Genomic DNA, 23,764 nt, shown 5'->3' with positions numbered 1-23,764 from the left:
ATTAATAACAATAAGCATAGTCTTTGTAGGAGTTATGCTTGTACTTCCGTTAATTGCGATTATTGTAAATTCGCTTCAAAGGGGCTGGGAATTCTACATAAAAAGCCTGACAAGCAGATATGTCCTTTCAGCTCTGAAAGTTACAGCAGTTGCAACAATATCGGCGCTGATTATAAATACTTTTTTTGGTGTAACGGCAGCATGGCTTCTTACAAAATTTTCTTTTCGTGGAAAACATATTCTAGCCACGTTAATAGATATTCCTTTCTCAATTTCTCCAGTAATAGCAGGTCTTGCCTTTATTATGACCTTTGGAAGAATGGGTTGGGCAGCACCTTATATTACGGCATTGAATAAATTTTTTGTGCTTGATATAAAAATAGTTTTTGCAATTCCAGGAGTAATCTTAGCAACGGTGTTTGTAACATTTCCTTTTATATCAAGAGAAATTGTACCAATTTTGAATGCTCAAGGAAAAGATGAGGAGGAAGCAGCGGCACTGATGGGAGCAGATGGATTCACAATTTTTAGAAAAATAACGCTACCACATATAAAATGGGGATTGCTTTATGGAATAATCCTTTGTACAGCAAGAGCATTAGGAGAGTTTGGTGCAGTAAATGCACTTTCAAAAGCAAGAGGCGGAACTTTCACATTGCCGCTAGAAATTGATGCCCTTTATCTATCAGGGTCATCAGAGTCAATAACAGCCGCATTTGCAGTATCTTCACTTTTGGTAATGATTTCAATATTTATTTTAATTATAAAAAACATCGTTGAACATAAATCTACAAAAAAAGGAATTTAAAAATGATTTTCTTGGATAATTTATTTAAATTTATAACGATTTATAATACTAAAAATCCTATTTAAATGACGAATTTGTTATAGACTTTTTCAACAAAAAATTAAACTCTAGTATTTTCAAATAGTTAAAATATAATTTTTTAGTTTAATAAATTGACAGAGCTTTTATTTGTTCAACTACAACTATCTGACAACCGAAAGGAGTAGTTCTGAAGCTGAGCAAATAAAGTCGAGGTCTACCTATAGGTATCGCGTAGGCAATCTTGCCACAATTTTAATTATCAGGATAAGCCTTTACTGCGAGATAAGGAGTTGCGGCAATGAGTAATTCTGCAAAAAAAGAGAAAAAACATAATAAAAATAGTAAAAACTGTTATTAAATAAAATGACTTAAAATAATAACTTGATAAAAAATAATAGAAAGAAAAGTTAAAAAGTAATTGCAAATTTGGACTAGAAAATATATAATTATATATATGTAATTGAAATTTTATAATTAAGAAAAAAGTTATGAAATTTCTAATTTTTGGAGGGAAAAATGACAAAAAATATGAAAACAATGGATGGTAACCAAGCTGCAGCTCACATAGCGTACGCATTCACGGAAGTTGCCGGAATTTATCCGATTACTCCGTCATCAACTATGTCAGAACTTGTAGATCAATGGGCATCATACGGAAAGGAAAATTTATTTGGAACACAAGTGAAAGTTGTAGAAATGCAGTCTGAAGCTGGAGCAGCAGGAATTGTACATGGATCATTGCAAACTGGAGCTTTGACTACAACATTTACTGCATCTCAGGGATTATTATTGAAAATACCTAATATGTACAAAATAGCAGGTGAATTGCTGCCAGGAGTAATGCATGTGGCTGCAAGAGCTATTTCAGCACAGGCATTGTCAATATTTGGAGATCACCAAGATATTTATTCAGCTAGAATGACAGGATGGACAATGCTTGCAACAAGCTCGGTTCAGGAAGTGATGGATTTAGCAGGAATTGCGCATTTGGCTGCAATTAAGTCGAGAGTGCCTGTTATGCACTTTTTTGATGGTTTCAGAACGTCACACGAAATAAATAAAGTGGAAGTGATGGATTACGATTTTCTTGAAAGTCTGCTTGATAAAAAAGCAGTTAGAGAATTTAGAGAAAGGGCTTTAAATCCAGAAAATCCAGTAACTAGAGGAACAGCACAAAATGATGATATTTATTTTCAGGCAAGAGAAGCTCAAAATAAATTTTACGAAGCTGTGCCTGATATTGTAAATGACTATATGAAAAAAATTAGTGATAAAACAGGAAGGCATTATGCTCCATTTGTTTATTATGGAGCTGAAAATGCTGAGAGAGTTATTGTTGCGATGGGTTCTGTAAACGAAACAATCAAAGAAGTTGTAGATTATTTAAATAAAAAAGGAGAAAATGTAGGAGTGCTAAACGTTCACTTGTACAGACCTTTCTCAAGTAAATACTTCTTTGATGTAATGCCAAAAAGCGTGAAAAAAATTGCCGTACTTGACAGAACAAAAGAACCGGGAGCATTAGGAGAGCCGCTATACATGGACATAAAAGCGCTTTACTACGGAAGAGAAAATGCGCCTGAAATAGTAGGTGGAAGATATGGGCTGTCATCAAAAGATACAACGCCTGAACAAATTGTAGCAGTGTTCAAGAATATTGCACAAAAAGAGCCAAAAAATAATTTCACAATTGGAATTGTTGATGATGTTACATTTACATCACTTGCACTGGAGGAAGAAGTTTTCACAGGAAATGAAGATGTAAAGGAGTGCCTATTTTACGGACTTGGTTCAGACGGAACAGTTGGAGCCAATAAAAATTCGATAAAAATCATCGGAGATAAAACAGACTTGTATGCACAAGGTTATTTTGCATACGATTCAAAAAAAGCTGGAGGAGTAACAAGATCACATTTAAGATTTAGCAAAAGTCCAATTCACTCAACTTACTTAGTTACAAGACCTAATTTTGTAGCCTGTTCGGCACCTGCATATCTTGGGAAATACGATATGATTTCTGGATTGAAAGAAGGTGGAACATTTCTGCTGAATACAATCTGGGAGAAGGAGAAATTGATTCCAAGTATTCCAAATGAGATAAAAAGAGAATTGGCTAGAAAAAAAATCAAATTTTTTATTATAAATGCTACAAAATTAGCTAAAGAAATTGGATTAGGAAACAGAACAAATACTATTATGCAATCAGCATTCTTTTACCTTTCGGGAGTAATTCCGCATGAGGAAGCAAAAGAATATATGAAAGAGTATGCAGAAAAAAGTTATGGAAGAAAAGGGCAAGATATTGTTCAAAAAAACTGGGATGCAATTGATAGGGGAATTGACGGCTTGGAAGAAATTGAAGTGTTGCCAGAATGGGCAAATCTTGAAGTCAACGAACAAATTATTGAAGCTGCAAAACCTGAATTTATCAAAAAAATTGTAGATCCAATTAACCTTATGAAAGGTAACGAATTGCCAGTTTCTTCAATTATAGAAAATGGAATGGTAGACGGAAGTTTTCAACATGGGACAGCACATTATGAAAAAAGAGGAATTGCTGATGAAGTGCCAGAATGGCAGCCCGATATGTGCATACAATGTAATCAATGTGCCTATGTCTGTCCACATGCTGTAATACGACCATTTTTATTAGATAAGGAAGAAATGGAAAAAGCACCTGAAGGAATGCCAACAATAAAGGCTTTGGGGCGTGGAATGAATGATTTGAATTATAAAATTCAAGTATCGCCTTTGGATTGTACAGGATGCAGTGCCTGTGTGGATGTGTGTCCTGCACCACGTGGAAAAGCGATTGTTATGAAATCTACTCAATCTCAAATTGAAAAAAACGAAGTTGAGTATACAGATTATTTGTTTAATAATGTTTCATATAAGGATAAAATTTTAGGAAAAAATACAGTAAAAGGTTCACAATTTGCAAAACCGTTATTTGAGTTTTCTGGAGCTTGTGCAGGCTGCGGAGAAACACCGTATATTAAGTTAGTAACACAATTATTTGGAGAGAGAATGATCGTAGCAAATGCGACTGGATGTTCTTCAATTTACGGAGCTTCAACACCATCATCACCGTATACAACTGGAGAAAGTGGTTGTGGACCTGCGTGGGCATCATCACTATTTGAAGACAATGCTGAGTACGGATATGGAATGTTTCAGGCTGTAAATACAATTCGGCACAGAATTTTGAAGAGAATGGGAGAAATAAAAGAAGATGTTTCACCTAAACTTGGAGAATTGTTTATTTCGTTTGAAGAAAACTTTGATGATGGAGATAAAACTACAGAAATACGTGATGAACTGGTAGAAGCGTTAGAAAAAGAAAATGCAGAAAACGTGAATGAAAAAGTTAAAAATAATATTTCTGAAATATTAGAATTAAAACAATACTTAATCAAAAAATCTATTTGGATGTTTGGTGGAGATGGATGGGCCTATGACATTGGATTTGGTGGACTTGACCATGTTTTAGCTTCTGGAGATGATGTAAATATTCTCGTGCTTGATACAGAAGTTTACTCAAACACAGGAGGACAATCATCAAAATCTTCAAGAACAGGAGCAGTCGCCAAATTTGCGGCTTCAGGAAAACCGGCGAAGAAAAAAGACTTAGCTGCAATATTAATGACTTATGGAAATATTTACGTTGCTAAGGTGTCAATGGGAGCAAATCAGAACCAAACATTAAAAGCGATAAGAGAAGCCGAAGCATATCCAGGACCATCAATAGTGATTGCCTATTCGCCTTGTATCGAACATGGAATAAAGGCGGGTATGGGTAAATTTCAGACAGAAGAAAAATTGGCGACAGAAGTAGGATATTGGCCAATTTTCAGATTTGACCCAAGATTAGCTGAAAAAGGCAAAAATCCATTACAATTGGATACAAGAAATCCAGCTTGGGAAAAGTATGAGGAATTTCTGTTAGGAGAACGAAGATATGCGACTTTAGCTGCAGAATTTCCTGAAAAGGCAAAAGAGCTGTTAGAAGCAAACTTGAAAAATGCCAAAGACAACTGGAATTATTATAAGAGAATGGCAGCAATGGATTATTCAACAGAAGAATAACTTTTAATTAAAATAAAATTTAATTTTTTATAAAAGAAATTCCCCTTTATTTTAGGGGTTTTTCTTATTTTTAGGAAAAAATTGAAATAACTGGCATTTATTTTGGTGAAAAAATGTGGTAAAATTATGTGGGTATTTAAAAATAATTTATTTGAATATTTGGGGAGGAGTTATAAAAAAGTTTAATTAAGAGGGGAAAAAATTATGAGAAATACTAGATGGGCTGCAAAAATTATTCCTAATCCACGACAAGAGCGTGAATACATCGAAAGGGACAGCAAACAGAAAGATGATTATAAAGTAAAAAATTTGAAAAAAACTAAAAATAAAAAAAAGAATTTTGAAAATATAAATTTGAATTCATTAATTGATAATGATATTTTGAAAATACTTTATTCACGTGGGATAACGACAGAGAAGGAAGTAAGGGAGTTTTTGAATCCAAAACTTGAAAATATCCAGAATCCTTATGGACTGCAGGATATGGAAAAGACAGTTTTGGAAATTGAAAAGGCGATAAAGGAACAGAAAAATATTTGGATATATGGAGATTATGATGTGGATGGGATTACTTCGACATCTATTTTGTATATGGCGTTAAAGGAGCTTGGGGCGGAAAATGTGAACTATTATATTCCAATTCGGGATGAAGGGTATGGATTGAATAATGAAGCATTGAAAAAAATAAAAGAATCTGGGGCAGATTTGGTAATTACTGTGGATTGTGGAATTACAGCATTTCCTGAAGTGGAGTTTGCAAATTCTATAAATTTGCCGATAATTATTACTGATCACCATAATTTACATGGGGATAAAGTTCCAGACGCTATCACCGTTGTGAATCCCAAACGTCCTGAAAATGAATTTTCCTTTGAGTTTCTAGCAGGAGTTGGAACTATTTTTATGGTAATTCTTTGTCTTTATGAAAGAATCGGGAAAAAGGCAAAAGCATATAAGTATCTCGATTTGGTGGCAATTGGTACGGTTGCCGATATTGTGCCGCTGGTGGAAGAAAACAGGATTTTGACTAAGTTTGGGCTGGAGCAGCTTAGCCGTTCTAAAAATAAGGGGCTTAGATTTTTGCTGTATAAATTATTTAGTACGCAAAATTCAGATTTTAATGAGAAAACTGAGTATAATTCGTATGACGTAGGCTTTATAATAGCACCTGTCTTTAATGCGGCTGGAAGGCTTAAAGATGCAAAAATGGTAGTAAAATTACTAATTTCGGATAATGATAGAGAAATTGAGATAATCGTAAAGGAATTGATTAATAAAAATTTTGAGCGAAAAGAATTACAGAATGAAATCGTGGAAAAAGTGGAAAAACACATTGAAGAAAGCGATTTGAAGGAAGATTATGTGATTGTAGACTATTCGCCTGAATATCATCACGGTGTAATTGGTATAGCGGCTTCCAAAATTGTGGATAAATATTATAAGCCTGCGATTATCATTGAAGTGAAGGAAGATGAAGGAATAGCGGTTGGATCGTGTCGAAGTATTGGGAACTTTAATATTTTGGAAGCGTTGCAGTCAATGCCTGAACTTTTTGTGAAGTTTGGAGGACATTCTGGAGCGGCTGGATTTACGATTGGAATAAAAAATTTGGAATTATTTAGGAAAAAAATAAATAAATTTGCAAAAACAAAATTAAAGGAAGAGGATTTTGTAAAAATAATAGAAATTGACAAGCAAATCCCAATTCAAAAGGTTTCCTACGAATTTTTCCAAATAATAGAACTTTTAAAGCCGTTTGGCTTTGGAAATCCAATGCCGACTTTTAGGACAAATAACGTACTTTTTGAAAATATAAAATTTATTGGAGAAAATAAAAATCATATAATGTTTGACATAAAGCAAAAGGGATTTTTTAATAGAAATGCTGTCTGGTTTAATTCTGGCGAGTATTTTAAGGAACTGAACGAGAATTTGTTTTACGATATTGTTTATAAATTAAAGACGGAAATGTTTCAAGATAGATATTATACGAAAGTGTATGTTGAAGATGTGAAGGTGTCGCAGTTGAAGGACGATACTTTATCTTATTATCATTCGCTTTTTAACACATCTTTCCCGATGAAGTCGGTATTTTATACAAATATTGAGCTGGAAACGGAAAAGAAAATTACAATGAAAATGGAATTTGACCAGGTTTCGCTTTTTCAAGGAAGAAAGTTCATTGGACGGCTTGATTATAGCATTTCCAACTTGTTAATACTTTTAAATCAGTATTATAACTGGAATTTTACCGTGAAAATTGAGAATGTAAAGCAGGCTTCAAATCATAATATTGTAAATATACTGATAAAAAGAGATTATAATTTTAAATGTTACGATTACACGCAAATTGGTATTTTTAAGAAAATAAAAGAATTTCTGATTGGGAAAATGGAGTATAATTCACAGACTAAAGAATTGCTGGCACAGTTTTTTAAGCAAAATAAAAACTTGATTATAAAAAATATTTTTGATGAAAATGAAAAATATAAGTACAAAATGTCAAATTTTGAAAACTTTTTACTGACAGTTGGAATTTATTATAAAAAAATGACTGATAAAAAAAGTCAAATTGTAGTAAGTTCAGATAAAAAGCCATCTTTTAACAATTTTATAAAATCATATTTTGATATAAATGAAGAATATTCGGAAAACGGCTATCCATTTACATTGTTTTATAACTATAAGGATACAGAAAAGCTGGAACATATTATAAAAACAGATTTTTCAATACAAAACGAAATTTTTTATGAGGCAGAAGATAAAAATGCTGTGGAGAGTGAAATTAACGAAGATCCAAAGCAACTGGAGTATAAAAAAGTTGAAAAAATAGAATTTAAAAATAATGAGAATGTGGAAAACTCTAAGAATATTGTGGAAAAACAGCTGGAAAATACTGAAAAGTTAAGTGAAGATAGAAAACAAAAAGTGGAGAAAAGATTTTGCATAATAATAAATTCTGAAGATTTCATGGTAAGAACAGATGATTTGGACAAAAATAATATTGAAGAGATAGATACGAAAATTGAAGTGCCAGAAAATATAATATTTTTAGAAAATTCAACAAAGAAGGAGAGAAAAAATGCAAAAAATATTTTTGTGGAATATTTACCGATTGAGGAAAAAATTAAATTGAAAAAATTACTGCAAGATGGAGAAAAGATTTATTCTGATTATTCAGTTAATGAGATTTTGTAAATAATAATTGTAAAAATAAAGACTGTGTAAGTGTTTATTAAGCAAGTAATTAGGATTCCTATCAAAAGATACGGGAAATACTGAAATAATGGGTTTTATAAGTTTTGTAAAAATAGGAGGAACTATGGAAAAATTAAAAAAGGCTATTTTGGTTTACAATCCAAAATCTGGAAATGCCAATACGATTTTAAGCAATTTTGATTTAATAACGACAAAACTGCTGGAAAAAGGGATTACTTTGACACTTTACAGCATAAGTTGGGATTATGACTTGCTTACAGAAATTTTGAAAAATGAAAAATATGATATTTTAATTTTATCTGGCGGAGATGGAACTTTGAGCCGTTGCTTGAGCGAACTTTATTCTAAAAATATTGAATTTCCAGAAGTTGCAATATTTCCGACAGGAACATCAAACGACTTTGCAAAAGCATTGAAAATTGAAGAAAATATCGAAAACTGGATAGAGAAAATTACGGATAAAACTGCTAAATATGTTGACTTTGGGCTAATCAATGGTAAAACTGTATTTTTATCTTCGTATGCTGGCGGACTGTTTACTAAAATTTCCTATAATACGGATAAAACGTTGAAAAAAACCTTTGGAAAAGTTGCCTATTACATAAATGGACTTGGAGAACTTACAAATATAAAGACTTTTGACTTGGATATCGTGCTGGATGGGAATGAAACAATTAAGGAAAAGGCTATTTTATATGCAATTCTGAATGGAAAAAGTGTCGGTGGATTTGAAAATGTAATTGATGAAGCCAGTATGAATGACGGATTTATGGATATTCTAATTGTAAAAAGCATTGAAAACCCGCTAGATATTCCAAAAATTATAATCGATTTAATGAACAGCAATCTAACAAACAACGATTACATCCGAACTTTACAAGCCAAAAAATGCGAAATAAAAAAAGTTTCCGAAGAAATTGACGTAAGCATTGATGGAGAAGAAGGAGAAAATATGGATGTAACAATTGAGTTTATTAGTGGGAAATTAAAAGTTTTTTGCTAAAAAAATTTGCAATATAAGAGAACTCTAATCCAAAAAAATAAAACAATCAATTGAAATTTGGAAATCATAAAGGTATAATATAATAAATGAAATATTGTATAGGAGTATATTTTATAAAAAAAATTACTTTTAATTTTGATATTTACAATGTACACAGTAAGTTATGAATTTTTTTTGAAAAAATGATATAATGATTTTGAATAAAAATGTTTTGAATTTTTTCAAAAATATGGTATAAATATATTATATAAAAAATTTTAGAAAAGTATGGAGGAAAAATTATGAATGGATATTTTAGTCTTGTTTTACATGCACACTTGCCGTATGTAAGACATCCAGAGTATAAAGAATTTTTAGAAGAAGATTGGTTATATGAAGCGATTACGGAAACGTATATCCCTTTACTTGAAATGTTTGAAAATTTAACAAGAGATAACATTCCTTGGAATATAACTATCACAATGTCTGGAACGCTTGTAAATATGCTAAATGATGGTTTATTGCGTGAAAGATATCTTCGTCATATGAATAAATTAGTTGAATTCTGTGAAAATGAAGTGGAAAGACTAAGTCCGTATCCTGACATGCTAAATGTTGCAAAACATAATTTATGGTTCAATACTAGAGCAAGACAAGTATTTGAAGAAAAGTACAACAAAGATTTAGTGGGGGCATTTAGAAAATTTCAAGATCAGGGTAACTTAGAAATCATTCCAGTTACAGCGACACATGGATTTTTGCCAGTTATGAAAGACTATCCTGAAGCAGTAAATGCTCAAGTGCTTATGGCAAAAAAAGATTATATTAAAAATTTTGGAAGAGATCCGAAGGGAATTTGGCTAGCTGAATGTGCCTATTATCCAGGACAAGATAAGTTCTTGGAAAAACACGGAATAAGATACTTCCTAGTTGATGCGCATGGAATTATGCATAGTGATCCACGTCCAGTTTATGGTATTTATTCACCAGTCTACACTAAGAATTATGTAGCTGCATTTGCCAGAGATTTGGAATCATCAGAACAAGTTTGGAGTTCTGAATCAGGATATCCAGGAGATGGACTTTACCGTGAATTCCATAAGGATGCAGGATATGAACTAGATTATGAACTTGTAAAACCTTACTTGCACAGTGATGGAGTAAGAAGAAACATAGGAATAAAATATCATGCAATAACAGATAAGAAAGGAACTTATAAAGCAGTTTATAATCCGCAGGCAGCAGCAGATAGAGCAAAAGAACATGCTTATAACTTTGTATTCAATCGTTCAAAACAGATTGAATATCTTGCTTCAAAAATGAAATATAGAAAACCTATCGTAGTGTCACCTTATGATGCTGAATTATATGGACACTGGTGGTATGAAGGACCAATATTTTTGGAATGGGTATTCAGGGCAATAGCTGAATCTAATTTTTCTACAATAACACCATACAAATATTTACAGCAATACCCTACAAATCAAATAGTCGATGTGAGTATGTCAAGCTGGGGAGCAAACGGTTATTATGACGTTTGGATAGACGGTTCAAATGATTATGCATACAGACATTTACATAAAGCTGCACAAAAAATGATAGAACTAGCAAACGGAAGAGAGCCATATAACGAATTAGAATACAGGGCATTAAATCAAGCCGCAAGAGAATTATTAATGGCACAAACTTCATGTTGGGAATTTATAATGTACACAGGAACAATGGTTGGTTATGCTCATAAAAAAATAAGCGATCATATCCACAGATTATTCAAAATTTACGAAGACTTCAAAAATGGCAATTTAGATGAAAGCTGGATAAGTGAAATTGAAAGCAGAGATAATATTTTCCCTGAAATCGAATATAGAATGTACAGAAGTGATTGGTTGTAATTATTGAAAGTGGGGGTATATATGAAAATAAAAGTATTAATATGTTTATTATTGTCATCAATTTTTACAATGGCACAAATACCGAATGTTTGGACTTGGGATTATGAACAAGGTTCAGAAATATTTGCGATTAGTAATAAACAGAATTATATTTTGGATATTTCTTGCAATGTCCAGTCTTTTAATACAGAAGGGGATCATAGTGTTACTTTGTATAAAGATAATTATGATAAACTTATTTCGTCAGCTCCAGATATTGAATTTTTAATTGATGGAAATGCGTATTATCCTCTAAGCATGAGATCAACTACTAGAAAAGGTGCAGAAATTTGGACGGAATTTATGGATGCATTATCATCTGCTACAGAAATAGAAGTTTATAAAGATGGAAATATCATTACAACATTTAAACCTAGTGCAAGAAGTACTGAAAAAATAAGTGAAAATATGCGTCAATGTGGACCTTTTGAACCTTTGACCTGGGATTAAATAATTTAAAATATAAAACTATAAGAATCTCTTGAAAGAATAAAAAATGTGCATTTTCAGATTTTTAGATGTACATTATGAAAGTACTTTTGAAGAGATTCTTTTTTATTTGTTAAAATAATAATTAATTATAATAGAAAAGGAGAAGAAAATGGAAAAAATAATAGGAATAAATCCAGTAATAGAAGTATTGAAATCAGATAAGAATATTGAGAAACTGGAGGTTTATAAGAAGATAAAGAAAGAAACAATTAGGGAAATATTGAATTTGGCAAGTAGAAGGAATATAAAGATTTTTTATACAGATAGACGGACTGAAAATTCACAGGGAGTTGTGGCACTTGTTTCGGAATTTGATTATTATGTGGATTTTACTGCATTTCTAGAAAAACTTTTGAAAAAGGAAAAATCTATAGTTGTTGTGCTGGATCAGGTTCAGGATCCGAGAAACTTTGGAGCGATTATAAGAAGTGCGGAGTGCTTTGGAGTGGATGGGATTATTATTCAGGACAGAAACAGCGTGAAAGTTACGGAAACAGTTGTAAAATCATCGACAGGGGCGATTGAGCATGTGGATATTGTAAAAGTCACAAATATTTCTGATACGATTGATAAATTAAAAAAATATGGATATACAGTTTACGGTGCAGAAGCTGATGGACAGAATTATTATTATGAAGAAAATTATCCAGAAAAAACGTGTCTTGTACTTGGAAGTGAAGGAAACGGAATGCGAAAAAAAGTGAAGGAGCATTGCGACAAAATTGTAAAAATACACTTGAAAGGGGAAATAAACTCGCTGAATGTGTCTGTGGCTGGGGGAATAATACTATCAGAGATGTCAAAATAGTAAGATCTGGAATTTTCTTATTCATAAAAAATATTTAGGTGATTGTAAAAGTGATAAAGATCGAGTAACAGCAGTATTTATAGTCACAAAGAGTCAAGACTGCTTGTTAGTGAGTGAAGCAAAACAAAAAACTCAAGTATAAAAGAGACAGTATTTATCGAATTTTTAGATTTTTGAAAATAGCTAAAGAAATATTTTATGGGAGGGAAATTAAATGGGAAAACAAAAGTATATTTTAAATAATACTTATGGAATCAATGGGATAGAAAAAATATCTTTAAAGGAAATAATGAAAATTTTTTCTGTACCTGAAGAAGTAGAAATGAAATTGAGTGATGATAAAATAACAATATCAATAGATTTGATATATAAAGGATTGAAAATATACTATTCATTATATTTTTTTGTTGAAAATCTTAAAAAACCAGAGAATCAATCTTTGACTTTTTGTATGGAAAAATTGTACTTGAATAATCGGGAAAATATAAAAGTAGGAGATGAAATAAAGACAGTTCTTCCTAAAATAAGGAAATATCTTAAAAGAAACAATAAAAATTTGAATTTTGAATATAAAGAAGATAAATTTTTTGGGCAGTATTTATTTGATGATGGAAATATTCATATATTTTTTGAAAAATTTGGGAATAAAAAAGTAATGGATGATATAATGATAAGTTTGCCTTATGAGGATATATTGCCAGAAAATAAGGAAATTTTAGTGGAAATTAGTAAAATAATGGAGATAAAGACTAAAATAGATGAGTTATTTTGGGAAAAATACAAGAGAGTTGATTAATTGTGAAATTCAAAAAGTATAATAAAAAAGAGGAAATGTATAAAATAAAAAAACTTGAAAATAATATAAAAGAGATTATTGATTTTTGGGATCCAATCAAGTTATTGTCTTTTGCTCCACAGGATGAATACGATTTTGAAATTAAGCAAATTAAGAATAAAATGCTTATAAATAAAGATATTAAAACTGACGAATTGGCTCTTGTGATACAGACTGTATTTAAAAATGCTTTTGGAGAAGATGTATATTATTCTGATGAAAATATAGAGTTTGATATTGCAAAGAAAATTTTGAAGAAATGTATTTAAATATTTTCAAAATACAAAAAAATAGAATCTTATATATTTCATCTAAATTTTACTATATGGAGACTTGAAAAATAAAGAAAAATATGGTATTATTATATGAAATATTGAAAATAATTATAGTTATAAATAGAAAGGAGCATAAGCAATTATGAAAAAAGATTTACATCCATCATACGGATTTGTAGTATTTGAAGATACAAGTAACGGAGAAAAATTCTTAGGAAAATCAACTAAAACTTCTAAAGAAACAACAACTTTTGAAGGGCAAGAATATCCAGTAATAAAAGTTGCAACAAGTTCAACTTCTCACCCATTCTATACTGGAAAATCTAAATTTGTTGATGAAACTGGAAGAGTTGACAAATTTAAGAAAAAATACAACTTATAATTTTGAAGATATTGGAAACAGGGATAATTTATTCTCTGTTTTTATTTTATATTATTTGCCATTTAGATAGTGGGATAGTTATTAATTTCTTTGCAAGGAGGCGAAACCTTTTGTTAGTAAATAATATAGATATAATTTCTATTTTTTAACGTAGTTTAGAATGAAATAGTAAATTTATTTGACAAGGGGTTAATATTTCTTTTTTTATTAATTAAATTTTAATGGTTGACAATGTATATAATATTTGCTATTATATAATAAATCATTTTAAAGTTAAATCCGAAAGTGATAATTGATTTATTTGAATTTAGTGTTTATAATTTAATTTTAAAAAGGTTTGAGTATTTGGAAAATAATTAGTAGGATAGTAGGGTAGAAGAAATTTAATTTTATAGAAAAAATAAAAGATAATTTAGTAGTTTAGAAAAAATGTAGTGATGAAGCATTGAAGGAATTTATAAAACAAATAAAAATTTATAGTTGTTTAATTTTGAAGGACATTTTATACCTAACAATTATTGAATAATTCAAGAGTAATTAAATATAATTGTAGATGCAGAGGTTTAATATAATAATTGCTTAAAGTGCCTTATAATTTAATCTAGATTGACAAGAAAAAATTTTAGATGTAATAAATAGACTATTAAAGTATCATAAAATATATAATTAAGTATATATAAATATTTAGATTTTATCCTCTCCTAAAATTATTTTAAGAGAGTTTTTTTTATAAAAAATTACAGAAATGAGGTGTAAGTAAAGATGATTATTACAACTACAAATGAAATTCAAGATAAAAAAGTCGTGGAATACAAGGGAATTGTCTTTGGAGAAGTTATTTCGGGAGTTAATATGTTTAAGGATTTGGGAGCAAATTTAAGAAATATATTTGGAGGAAGATCTAAAGGATATGAAAATGAACTTTTGGCTGCAAGAACAAATGCTTTAGAAGAAATGAAAACTAGAGCAGCAGCTATGGGAGCAAATGCTGTTATTGGCGTAAAAATGGATTATGAAGTTTTGGGATCGGATAATGGGATGCTTATGGTAACTTGCAGTGGGACAGCTGTAATTGTAGATTAATTTTATAAAGATTAAAAAATAAGAGAAAGTTTGAAAATAATAAATTAATTGAATCTTGTAAGTTTTTACAGATATTAGAATAAAAGAAAAAGAATAGGAGAAGGCATGATGATTATTAAAGTAGATGGTGGAATTGATGAAAAAATTTTGGAAAAAATGATAAATAGATTGGAAATTGAAAATAACGTAAGTGTAAAATTAATTACTGGCAAAGATTATTCCATTTTGGGATTAGTTGGAGATATTAGTACAATTGATATTAAACATATACAATCACTTGACTATGTGTTGGATGTTCAAAGAGTTCAAGAGCCTTATAAAAGAGCAAGTAGAAAATTCAAACCAGAAGATACAATTGTAAAAGTTGGAAATGTGGAAATTGGTGGAAATAATCTTGTAATGATGGCAGGGCCTTGTTCTGTGGAAAATGAAAAGCAAATTATTGATACGGCAAAAGCTGTAAAAGCGGCTGGAGCAAATATTTTAAGAGGTGGAGTTGTAAAACCGAGAACATCGCCTTATGCTTTCCAAGGATTAGAGATGGAAGGTATTGAATTGATGAAAAAAGCGAAAGAAGAAACAGGACTTCCAATAGTGTGTGAAGTTATGTCAATTGCTCAATTGCATGAATTTGGTCCACATCTTGATATGATTCAATTAGGTGCAAGAAATATGCAAAACTTTGATTTATTAAAGGAGGTTGGGAAAACAAATATTCCAGTATTGCTAAAAAGAGGATTGAGTGCAACAATCGAAGAATGGCTAATGTCGGCAGAATATATTTTAGCTGGTGGAAATGAAAATGTAGTTCTTTGTGAAAGAGGAATCAGAACTTATGAAACAGCCTATAGAAATGTATTGGACTTAAATGCGGTACCTATGATTAAAAAATTGACACACTTGCCGATAATTGTGGATTCAGCTCATGCAACTGGAAAATACTGGATGGTAAAACCGCTTGCAATGGCAGGAATTGCTGCTGGAGCAGACGGACTGATGGTAGAAGTACATCCTGAGCCAGACAAGGCGTTGTCAGATGGACCTCAATCATTGAAGTTTGAAGTGTTTGACGATTTAATGCAGGATGTGGAGAAGATTGCAAATGTGTTGGAGAAAAGTTTTAAGTAAATTTATTAGAAGGTTGTAAAAAATGAAAAGAAAATGGCTATTATTACTAATTTTAATTTCTTCAATTAATTCTTTTTCTAAAGAAACTTATACTAAAGAGGAAAAGCAGTATTTAAAGCAAATTGAAAAAGGAGATAAGGATTCACTATTAAAATTAAGTGATTATTATTTTCGAAATAGAAAATTTGAAGAATCTGAGAAATTATTATTAAAATATGAAAAAGAAAATAATAACTTAGGAAATAGTAGAGAAATAAAAGAAAAAATTATTTCATTCTATAGATACTGGAGAGATTCAATAGTGCGTTCAGTTTTAAAAGTAAATATAGAGAAAACTAAAGAATTAGAAGAAAAAATTATTGAACGGTATAATGAATTAATAAAATCTGGTGATGTAAAAGCGTTAAATGATTTGGGAGAATTTTATATTTGGATAAAACAGGATGAAAAAGGAAATAAATTGTTGAAAGAAGCTGCTGATAAAGAATATAAACCAGCTCAAGAAACTTTGGAAAGACAGAAGAAGGATAAAAGTTTTGGTGAACAAAAATTACAAGAATATGAAAATAATTATAAGGAAACAGGTGATGTTAGAGATTTAAGAATATTAGCGTATTCTTATGTAAGTTTAAAAAAATATGATTTAGCAGAAAAAACTTATTTACAGTTAATTGAATTAGAAGACTATCAACCTGATTATGCTTCATTAGCCCAAATGTATGATTATAAAACTCAAAATTATGAAAATGCCATAAAGTATTATAAATTGGCAATACAAAAAATATCTAATAAAAAACAAAAGTTTGATGCACGGGATTATTGGATTAGAATAGGAGATATGTATTTTTTACAAGGTAATTTTATTGAAGCTGAAAAGGCGTATAAAAATTCTATGGCGTTTAAGCATCCAAATGATGGTAAAACATACGAGCGAAATATGTTAATAGAAATTTATAAGTCGCAAGGAAGAACAGAGGAAATGAAAAAATTAGAAAAGCAAAATAAAAGTTGGTGGAATAATTAAAATTTTGATAGTGGTATTTAGATTGAAATAGCTGTTTATAAGAAAATTTGTAAAAAGGGGTGTTTACAATTTTAAAAAAAATAGAAAATTTGACAGTAACAATAGTGGGACTTGGAGTAATTGGAGCAGCTTTTGCACAAAGTTTTAAGGAAATGGGAATTAAGACTGTTTACGGGATTGATATTGATGAGGAAACAATAAAGAAGGCAGAAGAAAAAAAAATGATAAATAAAGGATTTCTAGAAACTAGGGAGCCTTTGGAAAAGTCAGATTTTGTGGTAATTACTCTTTACCCGAATTTGATGAAGTCGTTTTTTGTGAATAATATTAATTATTTTAAGGAAAATGCGATAATTACTGATGTTGTTGGAATTAAAGAGAAAATTATTAAGGATATTGATCCAATTATTGAGAAGAGTGGAAGAAATATTGACTTTATTTTTGGACATCCTATGGCAGGACGTGAGAAACGTGGGATTGATTTTGCAGATAGTAGAGTGTTTAAAGATGCAAATTATATAATTATTAAGGACGAAAAAAATAAAAAAGAAAATCTAGAATTGCTGTCGGAAATTGTTAAGCTGATGGGCTTTAAGAAAGTCAGTTTTCTTACAGCAAAGGAACACGATGAAATTATTGCGTTTACGAGCCAGCTTACGCATGCAATTGCCGTTTCACTTGTAAATAGCGATAGCGAAAAGTACGATACGAATCGTTTTATTGGGGATTCTTATCGTGATTTGACAAGGATTGCAAAAATAAATGAAGATTTGTGGGCAGAACTGTTTATGGGAAATAAAAAAAATCTTTTGAAGATGATACAACAGTTTGAAAGAGAATTAGATGTAATAAAAGATGCATTGAATGATAATGATTTGGGAACATTGAAGGAAAAATTCATAATGTCTACGAGACGTAGGGAAAAAATTGATTAAGAAAAATTTTAGGCAATTGTAAAAGTAATAAAGATTGAATAACAGCAGTATTTATAATCGCACTCCTTCCTTGTCAGAGAATGGAGAAAAATAAGAAATTAAATATTAAAAATACTATATTTATTGAAAGTTTTAGACTTTTACAAATGACTATAAGAGAAATCTGTTTGGGAGGAATAAAATGGAAAATGGCTTTGAAATGAAAAAATATTTGAAAACATTGGTTGGCGATGCTGTTTATCTTTCTCCAATTTCTCTTGATGATGTCGAAGAATATGCTCAAATGGTTAATGATATAAAAGTTTCGGTTGGTTTGGGTTATCTTTCCTATACAAATATTATAGATTTTGAAAGTGAAAAGAAATTTTTAATTTCAGTAAAAAAAGAAAAAATGTTTGCTGTTAGGTTGCTTGAAAATGATGAGCTTTTGGGAAATATTGGATTTAACTCGTTAGATATTGTAAATAGAAATGGTGCATTGGGAGTTCTTATAGGAAATCCCAAACATCAGAGAAAAGGCTATGGAATGGAAGCTCTAAAGTTAATACTTGATTATGGTTTTTCATTTTTAAATCTAAGAAATATATCGCTAAGTGTATTTGAATATAATGAACCAGCTTACAATCTGTACAAAAAAGTTGGTTTTAAAGAAGTTGGACGATTACGAAAAGCCTTAGAAATTATGGGAAAAACATACGATGTGATTATATTGGATATGCTAAAGGAAGAGTTTCAGTCGGTTTATATAAAAAGAGAACTTGAAAAAAGATATAATTTGAAATAAAAATTTATTTATAGTAAAATCATTTTAAATGTGTGAATTTGGTGGTTTTGCTATATTTTAATATACAAATAACTTTAAAAATCTGTCTATATATTTTGTTTAATAACAATTTTTACTATTTTTATTATATTTTTTCTTTTTTATTTTTGTAGGATTGTTCATTGCCACAAATTCTACAACCTATGGTTAGTCTACCACATTTTTCTGCACTGACAAAAAATTAGCTATACTTAAACAGTTTTGTCAGCACAGAAAAATGTTCCGACAGATTAGTTTATACTAGATTCTATTTAAAAAGTGAAAATTATATTTTAATTATTTGAAAATATACTCGAACCCATTTAAAACCAAACTATTGAAAATTATATAAATTTAGGGTTTGAATAAAATAGTCATAGCTTTTGAGTTCAGCTTTAAAGCAGTTTTACTATACTAGGTTTTTATACTTTTTTGAAAAAGTTTGTAATAAATTCGTTATTTAAATGGGTGTTAAATATAAATTATTTATTGTAAGAGAGGATGGAGAAAATTATGGAAATATTGAATGTCGGATTGGGGAAAAATTCTTATGATATTTTGATTGGGGAGAATTTTTTTGAGAAATTTCCTGAATGTATTGGGAATGTTTATGACGGAAAAAAATTATTTGTGATTACAGATTCTAATGTGGATAAGATTTATAAAAATGAATATGGGAAAATGTTTAAAGGGTTTGACTATACGATTTATGTGCTGGAAGCGGGGGAAAAACATAAGCATATTGGGATAATGCCTGCGATTTATTCGGGGATGGTGAAGGCTGGACTTACGAGAAAGGATATGGTTGTTGCGTTTGGAGGCGGAGTTGTTGGAGATATTGCTGGATTTGCAGCGGCTAGTTATATGCGTGGCATTGATTTTGTCCAAATTCCTACGACAATAATTTCTCAAGTTGACAGCAGCGTTGGAGGAAAAGTCGGAGTTGACTTGCCGGAGGGTAAAAATCTTGTTGGGGCATTTCATCAGCCGAAACTTGTTTTAATTGACAATTATTTTTTGAATACATTGACAAATCGTTATTTTTACGATGGATTTGCTGAAATTGTGAAATATGGCTGTATTTACGATAAGAATTTTTTTGAAAAGCTGGAAAATATTGTAAAATTATCTGGACTTTCTGAAACTGACAAAAATTATAAGGAAAATTTGCGAAAACATTTGATGGAGCATATAAATGGACTTGTTTACCGTTCCTGTGAGATAAAAAAGGAAGTTGTGGAAAAGGATGAGAAGGAAAGCAACTTGAGAATGATACTGAATTTTGGGCATACGATTGGACATGCCATAGAGCAGTTTACAAATTATGAAAAATATTCTCACGGAGAGGCGATTTCTGCTGGGATGGTGGATATTACGAAAATTGGAGAGAAAAAAGGGTTTACTAAAGAAGGGGAAGCTGTGAAAATTGCGAAATTGCTTAAAGCATTGAATTTGCCAACTGAAATTGAGTATCCAAAAGATGAGATTGCGAAGATTATGAAAAGGGATAAGAAAAGTACGAGTGATGGGATTAATTTTGTGATTTTGAAAGAGATTGGGGAAGTTGAGATTATGAAGATTGGGGCGGAAGAGATTTTTGAGTAAGCATTTGAAATTGTGGAAATAGAAATGTGTGATTATGTGGGGAAATTGAAAAGGTTAGGCAGTGTCTGATAAATTTATTAAAATCTTGAATTAAAAAAGAATAAAATGGAGAACTAATATGAATAATGTTATAAAAGATGAAATTTTTGGAGAAATAAAAAATTTTGAAACTGAAGTTGAGTGGCTTGGGAGAAAAATAGGTGTGAATTTTGATTATGGAATTGAGCGTGATTGGAGTGAAGAGAAAAAAGTAGAAGAAGTTAAAGGGGCAATTGAACAATTTAAAATTATGTATCTTAATCAAAAAGAATGGGATGAAAAAATAAGAGATAGAATTGTGGAAGATTTGCGTTGGTTAGCGGAAGATTGGTTTTCTTCAGTAGATGAGGAAGATATAGATGGAATGATAGAAATACTTGAAAAAAATTCAAATTCTAAATTTACGGAAAAAGAAAAGGAAGAGTTAAAAAAACAGAAAGTTTCAAAAGAAGTTTTTAAAAATGGGATTTATCTTGAAGGGGTGCATATAACTTCTGATGGAGATTTTACGGTGTACTATTATGATGATGAAGTATTTTTTGCAGGGCATGGAATTGATTTAATGGGGAATGTTAGTGGGGAATTTAGCGGTGAAGCGGATATTATAGGATAATTTTAATTTTATGAAATAAAAAAAATAATAAAATGGAGGATTAGTGTGAGTAATATTATAAAAGATGAAATTTTTGGAGAAATAAAAAATTTTGAAACTGAAGTTGAGTGGCTTGGGAGAAAAATAAGTGTGAGTTTTGATGGTGGAATTGAGAGTGATTGGAGTGAAGAGAAAAAAGTAGAAGAAATTAAAAGAGTAATTGAACAATTTAAAATTATGTATCTCAATCAAGAAGAATGGGACACAAAAATGAAAGATTTGGTAAGTGATTATGGGAAAGACGGAGTTATGGATTGGCTTTGTGTTGACGATGAAGAAGAATTGGAAGAATTTATTGAGAATATTCATGAAAATTCAGAGATTGAATTATCAGAGGAAGAAATTGAAGAATTGAAGAGAGAAATAGTTCCTGAAAGAGTATTTAGAAATTGTATTTATTTGCAAGGTTTATGGGTAACCGCTGATGGAGATTTTACAGCATTTTATTATGACAATGACATATTTTTTCTTGGACATGCTATTATGTTAAGTGGAAATGTTAATGGAGAGTTGGATTGTGATGGTGAAGTAGGATAAAATTTTTAAAGTAGAATGAATAAAAAGGAGAAAAAATTTATGAAAATAAAAATAAAACCAAGTGTATTAAACGGTACAATAGAAATTCCGCCATCTAAAAGTTATTCACACAGAGCAGTAATTGCAGCTGCATTAGGTGAAGGCGGGAAGAGGTCAAAGATTGATAATTTGAAGTTTTCAGTAGACATTACAACAACAACGGATATTATGGAAAACTGGGGAGCAAAAATCAATCGAGAGGAAAGTTCTCTTGAAATTATTGGAAATGGCGGAAAAGTTGTTCCAAAAGATAAATATGTACAATGTAATGAATCGGGATCTACAATCAGGTTTTTGATACCGATCGGGATTACAAGTGAAAATGAACTGATTTTCGATGGAAAAGGAAAACTGGTGGACAGACCGCTTGAATCGTATTATAGGATTTTTGATAAGCAGGGAATCTTTTATAAAAATGAGAATGGAAAATTACCGCTTACAGTAAATGGAAAATTGAAGGCAGGAAATTATGAAATTGACGGGAATATAAGTTCACAGTTTATTACTGGATTTTTATATGCCTTGCCACTATTGGACGGGGATTCAAAGCTGACTATTAATAAGAATTTGGAATCTAAGGGATATATTGATTTGACATTGGAAATATTGAAACTGGCAGGAATTGAGATTGTGAACAATGACTATAAGAGTTTCGATATAAAGGGAAATCAGATTTATAAGCCGTTTGATTATACTGTTGAGGGGGATTATTCGCAAGTGGCGTTCTGGATTGTGGCTGGAATAATTTCTGCAAATAAGGATAATGAAGTGAAATGCCTGCATGTGAATAAGAACTCGCTGCAGGGCGACAGGGAAATAATAGAAATTGTTCAAAGAATGGGGGCAAATCTTGAGATTTTTGATGATTATGTGATTGTGAAACCATCTAAAACAAAAGGAACTGTGATTGATATTTCACAATGTCCTGATATTGCACCAATTTTGACTGTGTTGGCTGCCTTGAGCGAAGGGGAAACTAGGATTATTAATGGGGAAAGACTTAGAATAAAGGAATCAGATAGAATAACTTCAATAAAGACTGAACTGAATAAACTTAGAGCGAATGTGGCTGAGGAAGGGGACAGTTTAATTATTCAAGGTGTAGAGGGATTTGCAGGCGGAGTTACGGTGAGTGCTTGGAATGATCATAGAATTGCAATGTCTTTGGCAGTTGCATCATCTCGATGTGAAAAAGAGATCATTTTGGAAGAAGCTGAGAGTGTTAGAAAATCTTATCCGCATTTCTGGGATGATTTTGTAAAAATGGGTGGAGAAATAGAGAAAGATTGCTAAAAAGATTTTTTAGAAAGATAAAGTTTATTTATAATAGATAAATAAGTTAAAAATGGTAAAATCTAAAATAAAAATTTTTTTAATGAGATAGAAAATTAATAGAATATGCGGATGTAAAATTTAATTAAATTTTGTTGAGACCGTTAGGAAAGGAATTTATATGAGTAAATTATTTTTGACATCATATTTAGCAGGAACGAAAAATTTAGCGAAAGAATTTTTAAAAGATGTACCAGAAAAAGAAATTACGTTTGTTCCGACTGCTTCAAACACTGAAGATTATAAAGGATATGTAGACGAAGCTAAGCAGGCATTTTTGAAATTGGGATTTTCAATAAATATTTTAGATATTTCAAAAACAGAAAAACAAAAAATAGAAAATATATTAAAGAATACAAAAATTTTGTATGTATCAGGTGGAAATACATTTTATCTATTGCAGGAACTAAAACGTAAAAAAATTTTAGATACTATCAAAGACAAAATTTCAAATGGAATGCTTTATATAGGAGAATCGGCTGGGGCGATTATTACTTCTAAAAATATAGAATACAATCAGATAATGGATAATAAGGATATTGCTCCTGATTTGGATAATTATGAAGCAATGAATATTACAGATTTTTATATTTTGCCACATAATAATGAATTTCCATTTGTCGAAAGTACAAAAGAAACTATAAAAATTTATGAAAGTAAATTAAATTTACTTCCAATAAGCAATAGTGAGGCAGTTTTTGTAAATGGAAAAGATTTTGTTGTAAAAAATGATGATAAATAAAAATGTG

The 23,764-nt window shown here is 30.5% G+C and carries 20 protein-coding genes; all 20 read left to right on the top strand.

The window, feature by feature from the left end:
* Positions 1-34: 34 nt before the first annotated feature.
* The 20 genes from F1564_RS07885 to F1564_RS07790 all read left to right on the top strand — a co-directional run bounded on the left by F1564_RS07885 (position 35) and on the right by F1564_RS07790 (position 23,757).
* Positions 35-808, top strand: coding sequence for a sulfate ABC transporter permease (locus F1564_RS07885; protein ID WP_018450605.1), 774 nt, complete (start codon positions 35-37; stop codon positions 806-808).
* 537 nt (positions 809-1,345) lie between these two features.
* Entirely contained in the window at positions 1,346-4,915 is a 3,570-nt protein-coding gene (gene nifJ, locus F1564_RS07880) for a pyruvate:ferredoxin (flavodoxin) oxidoreductase (RefSeq protein ID WP_018450606.1), read from the top strand.
* A 204-nt stretch (positions 4,916-5,119) separates the two neighbouring features.
* Positions 5,120-8,113 carry a single-stranded-DNA-specific exonuclease RecJ gene (recJ, locus tag F1564_RS07875; protein WP_018450607.1) on the top strand — a complete coding sequence of 998 codons (2,994 nt, stop codon included), beginning with the start codon at positions 5,120-5,122 and terminating at the stop codon, positions 8,111-8,113.
* 124 nt (positions 8,114-8,237) lie between these two features.
* Positions 8,238-9,137: a diacylglycerol/lipid kinase family protein gene (locus F1564_RS07870; RefSeq protein ID WP_018450608.1), complete on the top strand. Its 900-nt coding sequence runs from the start codon at positions 8,238-8,240 to the stop codon at positions 9,135-9,137.
* Positions 9,138-9,418: 281 nt separating this feature from the next.
* Positions 9,419-11,008 carry a glycoside hydrolase family 57 protein gene (locus F1564_RS07865; protein ID WP_018450609.1) on the top strand — a complete coding sequence of 530 codons (1,590 nt, stop codon included), beginning with the start codon at positions 9,419-9,421 and terminating at the stop codon, positions 11,006-11,008.
* A 21-nt stretch (positions 11,009-11,029) separates the two neighbouring features.
* Positions 11,030-11,497: a hypothetical protein gene (locus tag F1564_RS07860; RefSeq protein ID WP_018450610.1), complete on the top strand. Its 468-nt coding sequence runs from the start codon at positions 11,030-11,032 to the stop codon at positions 11,495-11,497.
* A 151-nt stretch (positions 11,498-11,648) separates the two neighbouring features.
* The gene (gene rlmB, locus F1564_RS07855) at positions 11,649-12,347 is read left to right on the top strand and encodes a 23S rRNA (guanosine(2251)-2'-O)-methyltransferase RlmB (RefSeq protein ID WP_018450611.1); all 699 of its coding nucleotides are present in this window, start codon (positions 11,649-11,651) and stop codon (positions 12,345-12,347) included.
* Between the two features lie 214 nt (positions 12,348-12,561).
* Complete coding sequence (locus F1564_RS07850) at positions 12,562-13,143, top strand: hypothetical protein (RefSeq protein ID WP_018450612.1); 582 nt, start codon at positions 12,562-12,564, stop codon at positions 13,141-13,143.
* 2 nt (positions 13,144-13,145) lie between these two features.
* Positions 13,146-13,451 carry a DUF1871 family protein gene (locus F1564_RS07845; protein ID WP_018450613.1) on the top strand — a complete coding sequence of 102 codons (306 nt, stop codon included), beginning with the start codon at positions 13,146-13,148 and terminating at the stop codon, positions 13,449-13,451.
* Positions 13,452-13,599: 148 nt separating this feature from the next.
* Positions 13,600-13,839, top strand: coding sequence for a type B 50S ribosomal protein L31 (locus F1564_RS07840; RefSeq protein ID WP_006806019.1), 240 nt, complete (start codon positions 13,600-13,602; stop codon positions 13,837-13,839).
* Between the two features lie 762 nt (positions 13,840-14,601).
* Complete coding sequence (locus F1564_RS07835) at positions 14,602-14,922, top strand: putative heavy metal-binding protein (RefSeq protein ID WP_018450614.1); 321 nt, start codon at positions 14,602-14,604, stop codon at positions 14,920-14,922.
* Between the two features lie 108 nt (positions 14,923-15,030).
* Positions 15,031-16,050 (top strand): 3-deoxy-7-phosphoheptulonate synthase, encoded by a 1,020-nt coding sequence (aroF, locus tag F1564_RS07830; protein WP_018450615.1) that lies wholly within the window; start codon positions 15,031-15,033, stop codon positions 16,048-16,050.
* A 22-nt stretch (positions 16,051-16,072) separates the two neighbouring features.
* Positions 16,073-17,074 (top strand): tetratricopeptide repeat protein, encoded by a 1,002-nt coding sequence (locus F1564_RS07825; RefSeq protein WP_018450616.1) that lies wholly within the window; start codon positions 16,073-16,075, stop codon positions 17,072-17,074.
* A gap of 59 nt (positions 17,075-17,133) precedes the next feature.
* Complete coding sequence (locus tag F1564_RS07820) at positions 17,134-18,009, top strand: prephenate dehydrogenase (RefSeq protein WP_018450617.1); 876 nt, start codon at positions 17,134-17,136, stop codon at positions 18,007-18,009.
* A 181-nt stretch (positions 18,010-18,190) separates the two neighbouring features.
* On the top strand, positions 18,191-18,793 hold the full coding sequence (locus tag F1564_RS07815) for a GNAT family N-acetyltransferase (protein ID WP_018450619.1): 603 nt from the start codon (positions 18,191-18,193) through the stop codon (positions 18,791-18,793).
* 531 nt (positions 18,794-19,324) lie between these two features.
* A complete protein-coding gene (aroB, locus tag F1564_RS07810; RefSeq protein WP_018450620.1) occupies positions 19,325-20,416 on the top strand; it encodes a 3-dehydroquinate synthase in 1,092 nt (363 codons plus the stop codon).
* A 118-nt stretch (positions 20,417-20,534) separates the two neighbouring features.
* Entirely contained in the window at positions 20,535-21,068 is a 534-nt protein-coding gene (locus F1564_RS07805; protein WP_018450621.1) for a DUF2262 domain-containing protein, read from the top strand.
* A gap of 45 nt (positions 21,069-21,113) precedes the next feature.
* Positions 21,114-21,644 carry a DUF2262 domain-containing protein gene (locus F1564_RS07800; protein WP_018450622.1) on the top strand — a complete coding sequence of 177 codons (531 nt, stop codon included), beginning with the start codon at positions 21,114-21,116 and terminating at the stop codon, positions 21,642-21,644.
* Positions 21,645-21,683: 39 nt separating this feature from the next.
* Entirely contained in the window at positions 21,684-22,976 is a 1,293-nt protein-coding gene (gene aroA, locus F1564_RS07795) for a 3-phosphoshikimate 1-carboxyvinyltransferase (RefSeq protein ID WP_018450623.1), read from the top strand.
* A gap of 160 nt (positions 22,977-23,136) precedes the next feature.
* A complete protein-coding gene (locus F1564_RS07790) occupies positions 23,137-23,757 on the top strand; it encodes a Type 1 glutamine amidotransferase-like domain-containing protein (protein ID WP_018450624.1) in 621 nt (206 codons plus the stop codon).
* Positions 23,758-23,764 lie beyond the last annotated feature (7 nt).

Source organism: Leptotrichia shahii (assembly GCF_008327825.1).
In the GTDB taxonomy this organism is placed as follows: domain Bacteria; phylum Fusobacteriota; class Fusobacteriia; order Fusobacteriales; family Leptotrichiaceae; genus Leptotrichia; species Leptotrichia shahii.
Note: the sequence above shows the minus strand (reverse complement) of the source record. Positions and strands in the feature narration are given on the sequence as shown.

Bases quoted from the DNA above. Each gene is read 5' to 3' on its own strand.
- aroA (WP_018450623.1), top strand. From the start codon at position 21,684: ATGAAAATAAAAATAAAACCAAGTGTATTAAACGGTACAATAGAAATT.
- nifJ (WP_018450606.1), top strand. From the start codon at position 1,346: ATGACAAAAAATATGAAAACAATGGATGGTAACCAAGCTGCAGCTCAC.
- F1564_RS07840 (WP_006806019.1), top strand. From the start codon at position 13,600: ATGAAAAAAGATTTACATCCATCATACGGATTTGTAGTATTTGAAGAT.
- F1564_RS07885 (WP_018450605.1), top strand. From the start codon at position 35: ATGCTTGTACTTCCGTTAATTGCGATTATTGTAAATTCGCTTCAAAGG.
- F1564_RS07790 (WP_018450624.1), top strand. From the start codon at position 23,137: ATGAGTAAATTATTTTTGACATCATATTTAGCAGGAACGAAAAATTTA.
- recJ (WP_018450607.1), top strand. From the start codon at position 5,120: ATGAGAAATACTAGATGGGCTGCAAAAATTATTCCTAATCCACGACAA.
- F1564_RS07850 (WP_018450612.1), top strand. From the start codon at position 12,562: ATGGGAAAACAAAAGTATATTTTAAATAATACTTATGGAATCAATGGG.
- rlmB (WP_018450611.1), top strand. From the start codon at position 11,649: ATGGAAAAAATAATAGGAATAAATCCAGTAATAGAAGTATTGAAATCA.
- F1564_RS07865 (WP_018450609.1), top strand. From the start codon at position 9,419: ATGAATGGATATTTTAGTCTTGTTTTACATGCACACTTGCCGTATGTA.
- F1564_RS07825 (WP_018450616.1), top strand. From the start codon at position 16,073: ATGAAAAGAAAATGGCTATTATTACTAATTTTAATTTCTTCAATTAAT.
- aroB (WP_018450620.1), top strand. From the start codon at position 19,325: ATGGAAATATTGAATGTCGGATTGGGGAAAAATTCTTATGATATTTTG.
- F1564_RS07860 (WP_018450610.1), top strand. From the start codon at position 11,030: ATGAAAATAAAAGTATTAATATGTTTATTATTGTCATCAATTTTTACA.
- aroF (WP_018450615.1), top strand. From the start codon at position 15,031: ATGATTATTAAAGTAGATGGTGGAATTGATGAAAAAATTTTGGAAAAA.
- F1564_RS07835 (WP_018450614.1), top strand. From the start codon at position 14,602: ATGATTATTACAACTACAAATGAAATTCAAGATAAAAAAGTCGTGGAA.
- F1564_RS07805 (WP_018450621.1), top strand. From the start codon at position 20,535: ATGAATAATGTTATAAAAGATGAAATTTTTGGAGAAATAAAAAATTTT.
- F1564_RS07815 (WP_018450619.1), top strand. From the start codon at position 18,191: ATGGAAAATGGCTTTGAAATGAAAAAATATTTGAAAACATTGGTTGGC.
- F1564_RS07870 (WP_018450608.1), top strand. From the start codon at position 8,238: ATGGAAAAATTAAAAAAGGCTATTTTGGTTTACAATCCAAAATCTGGA.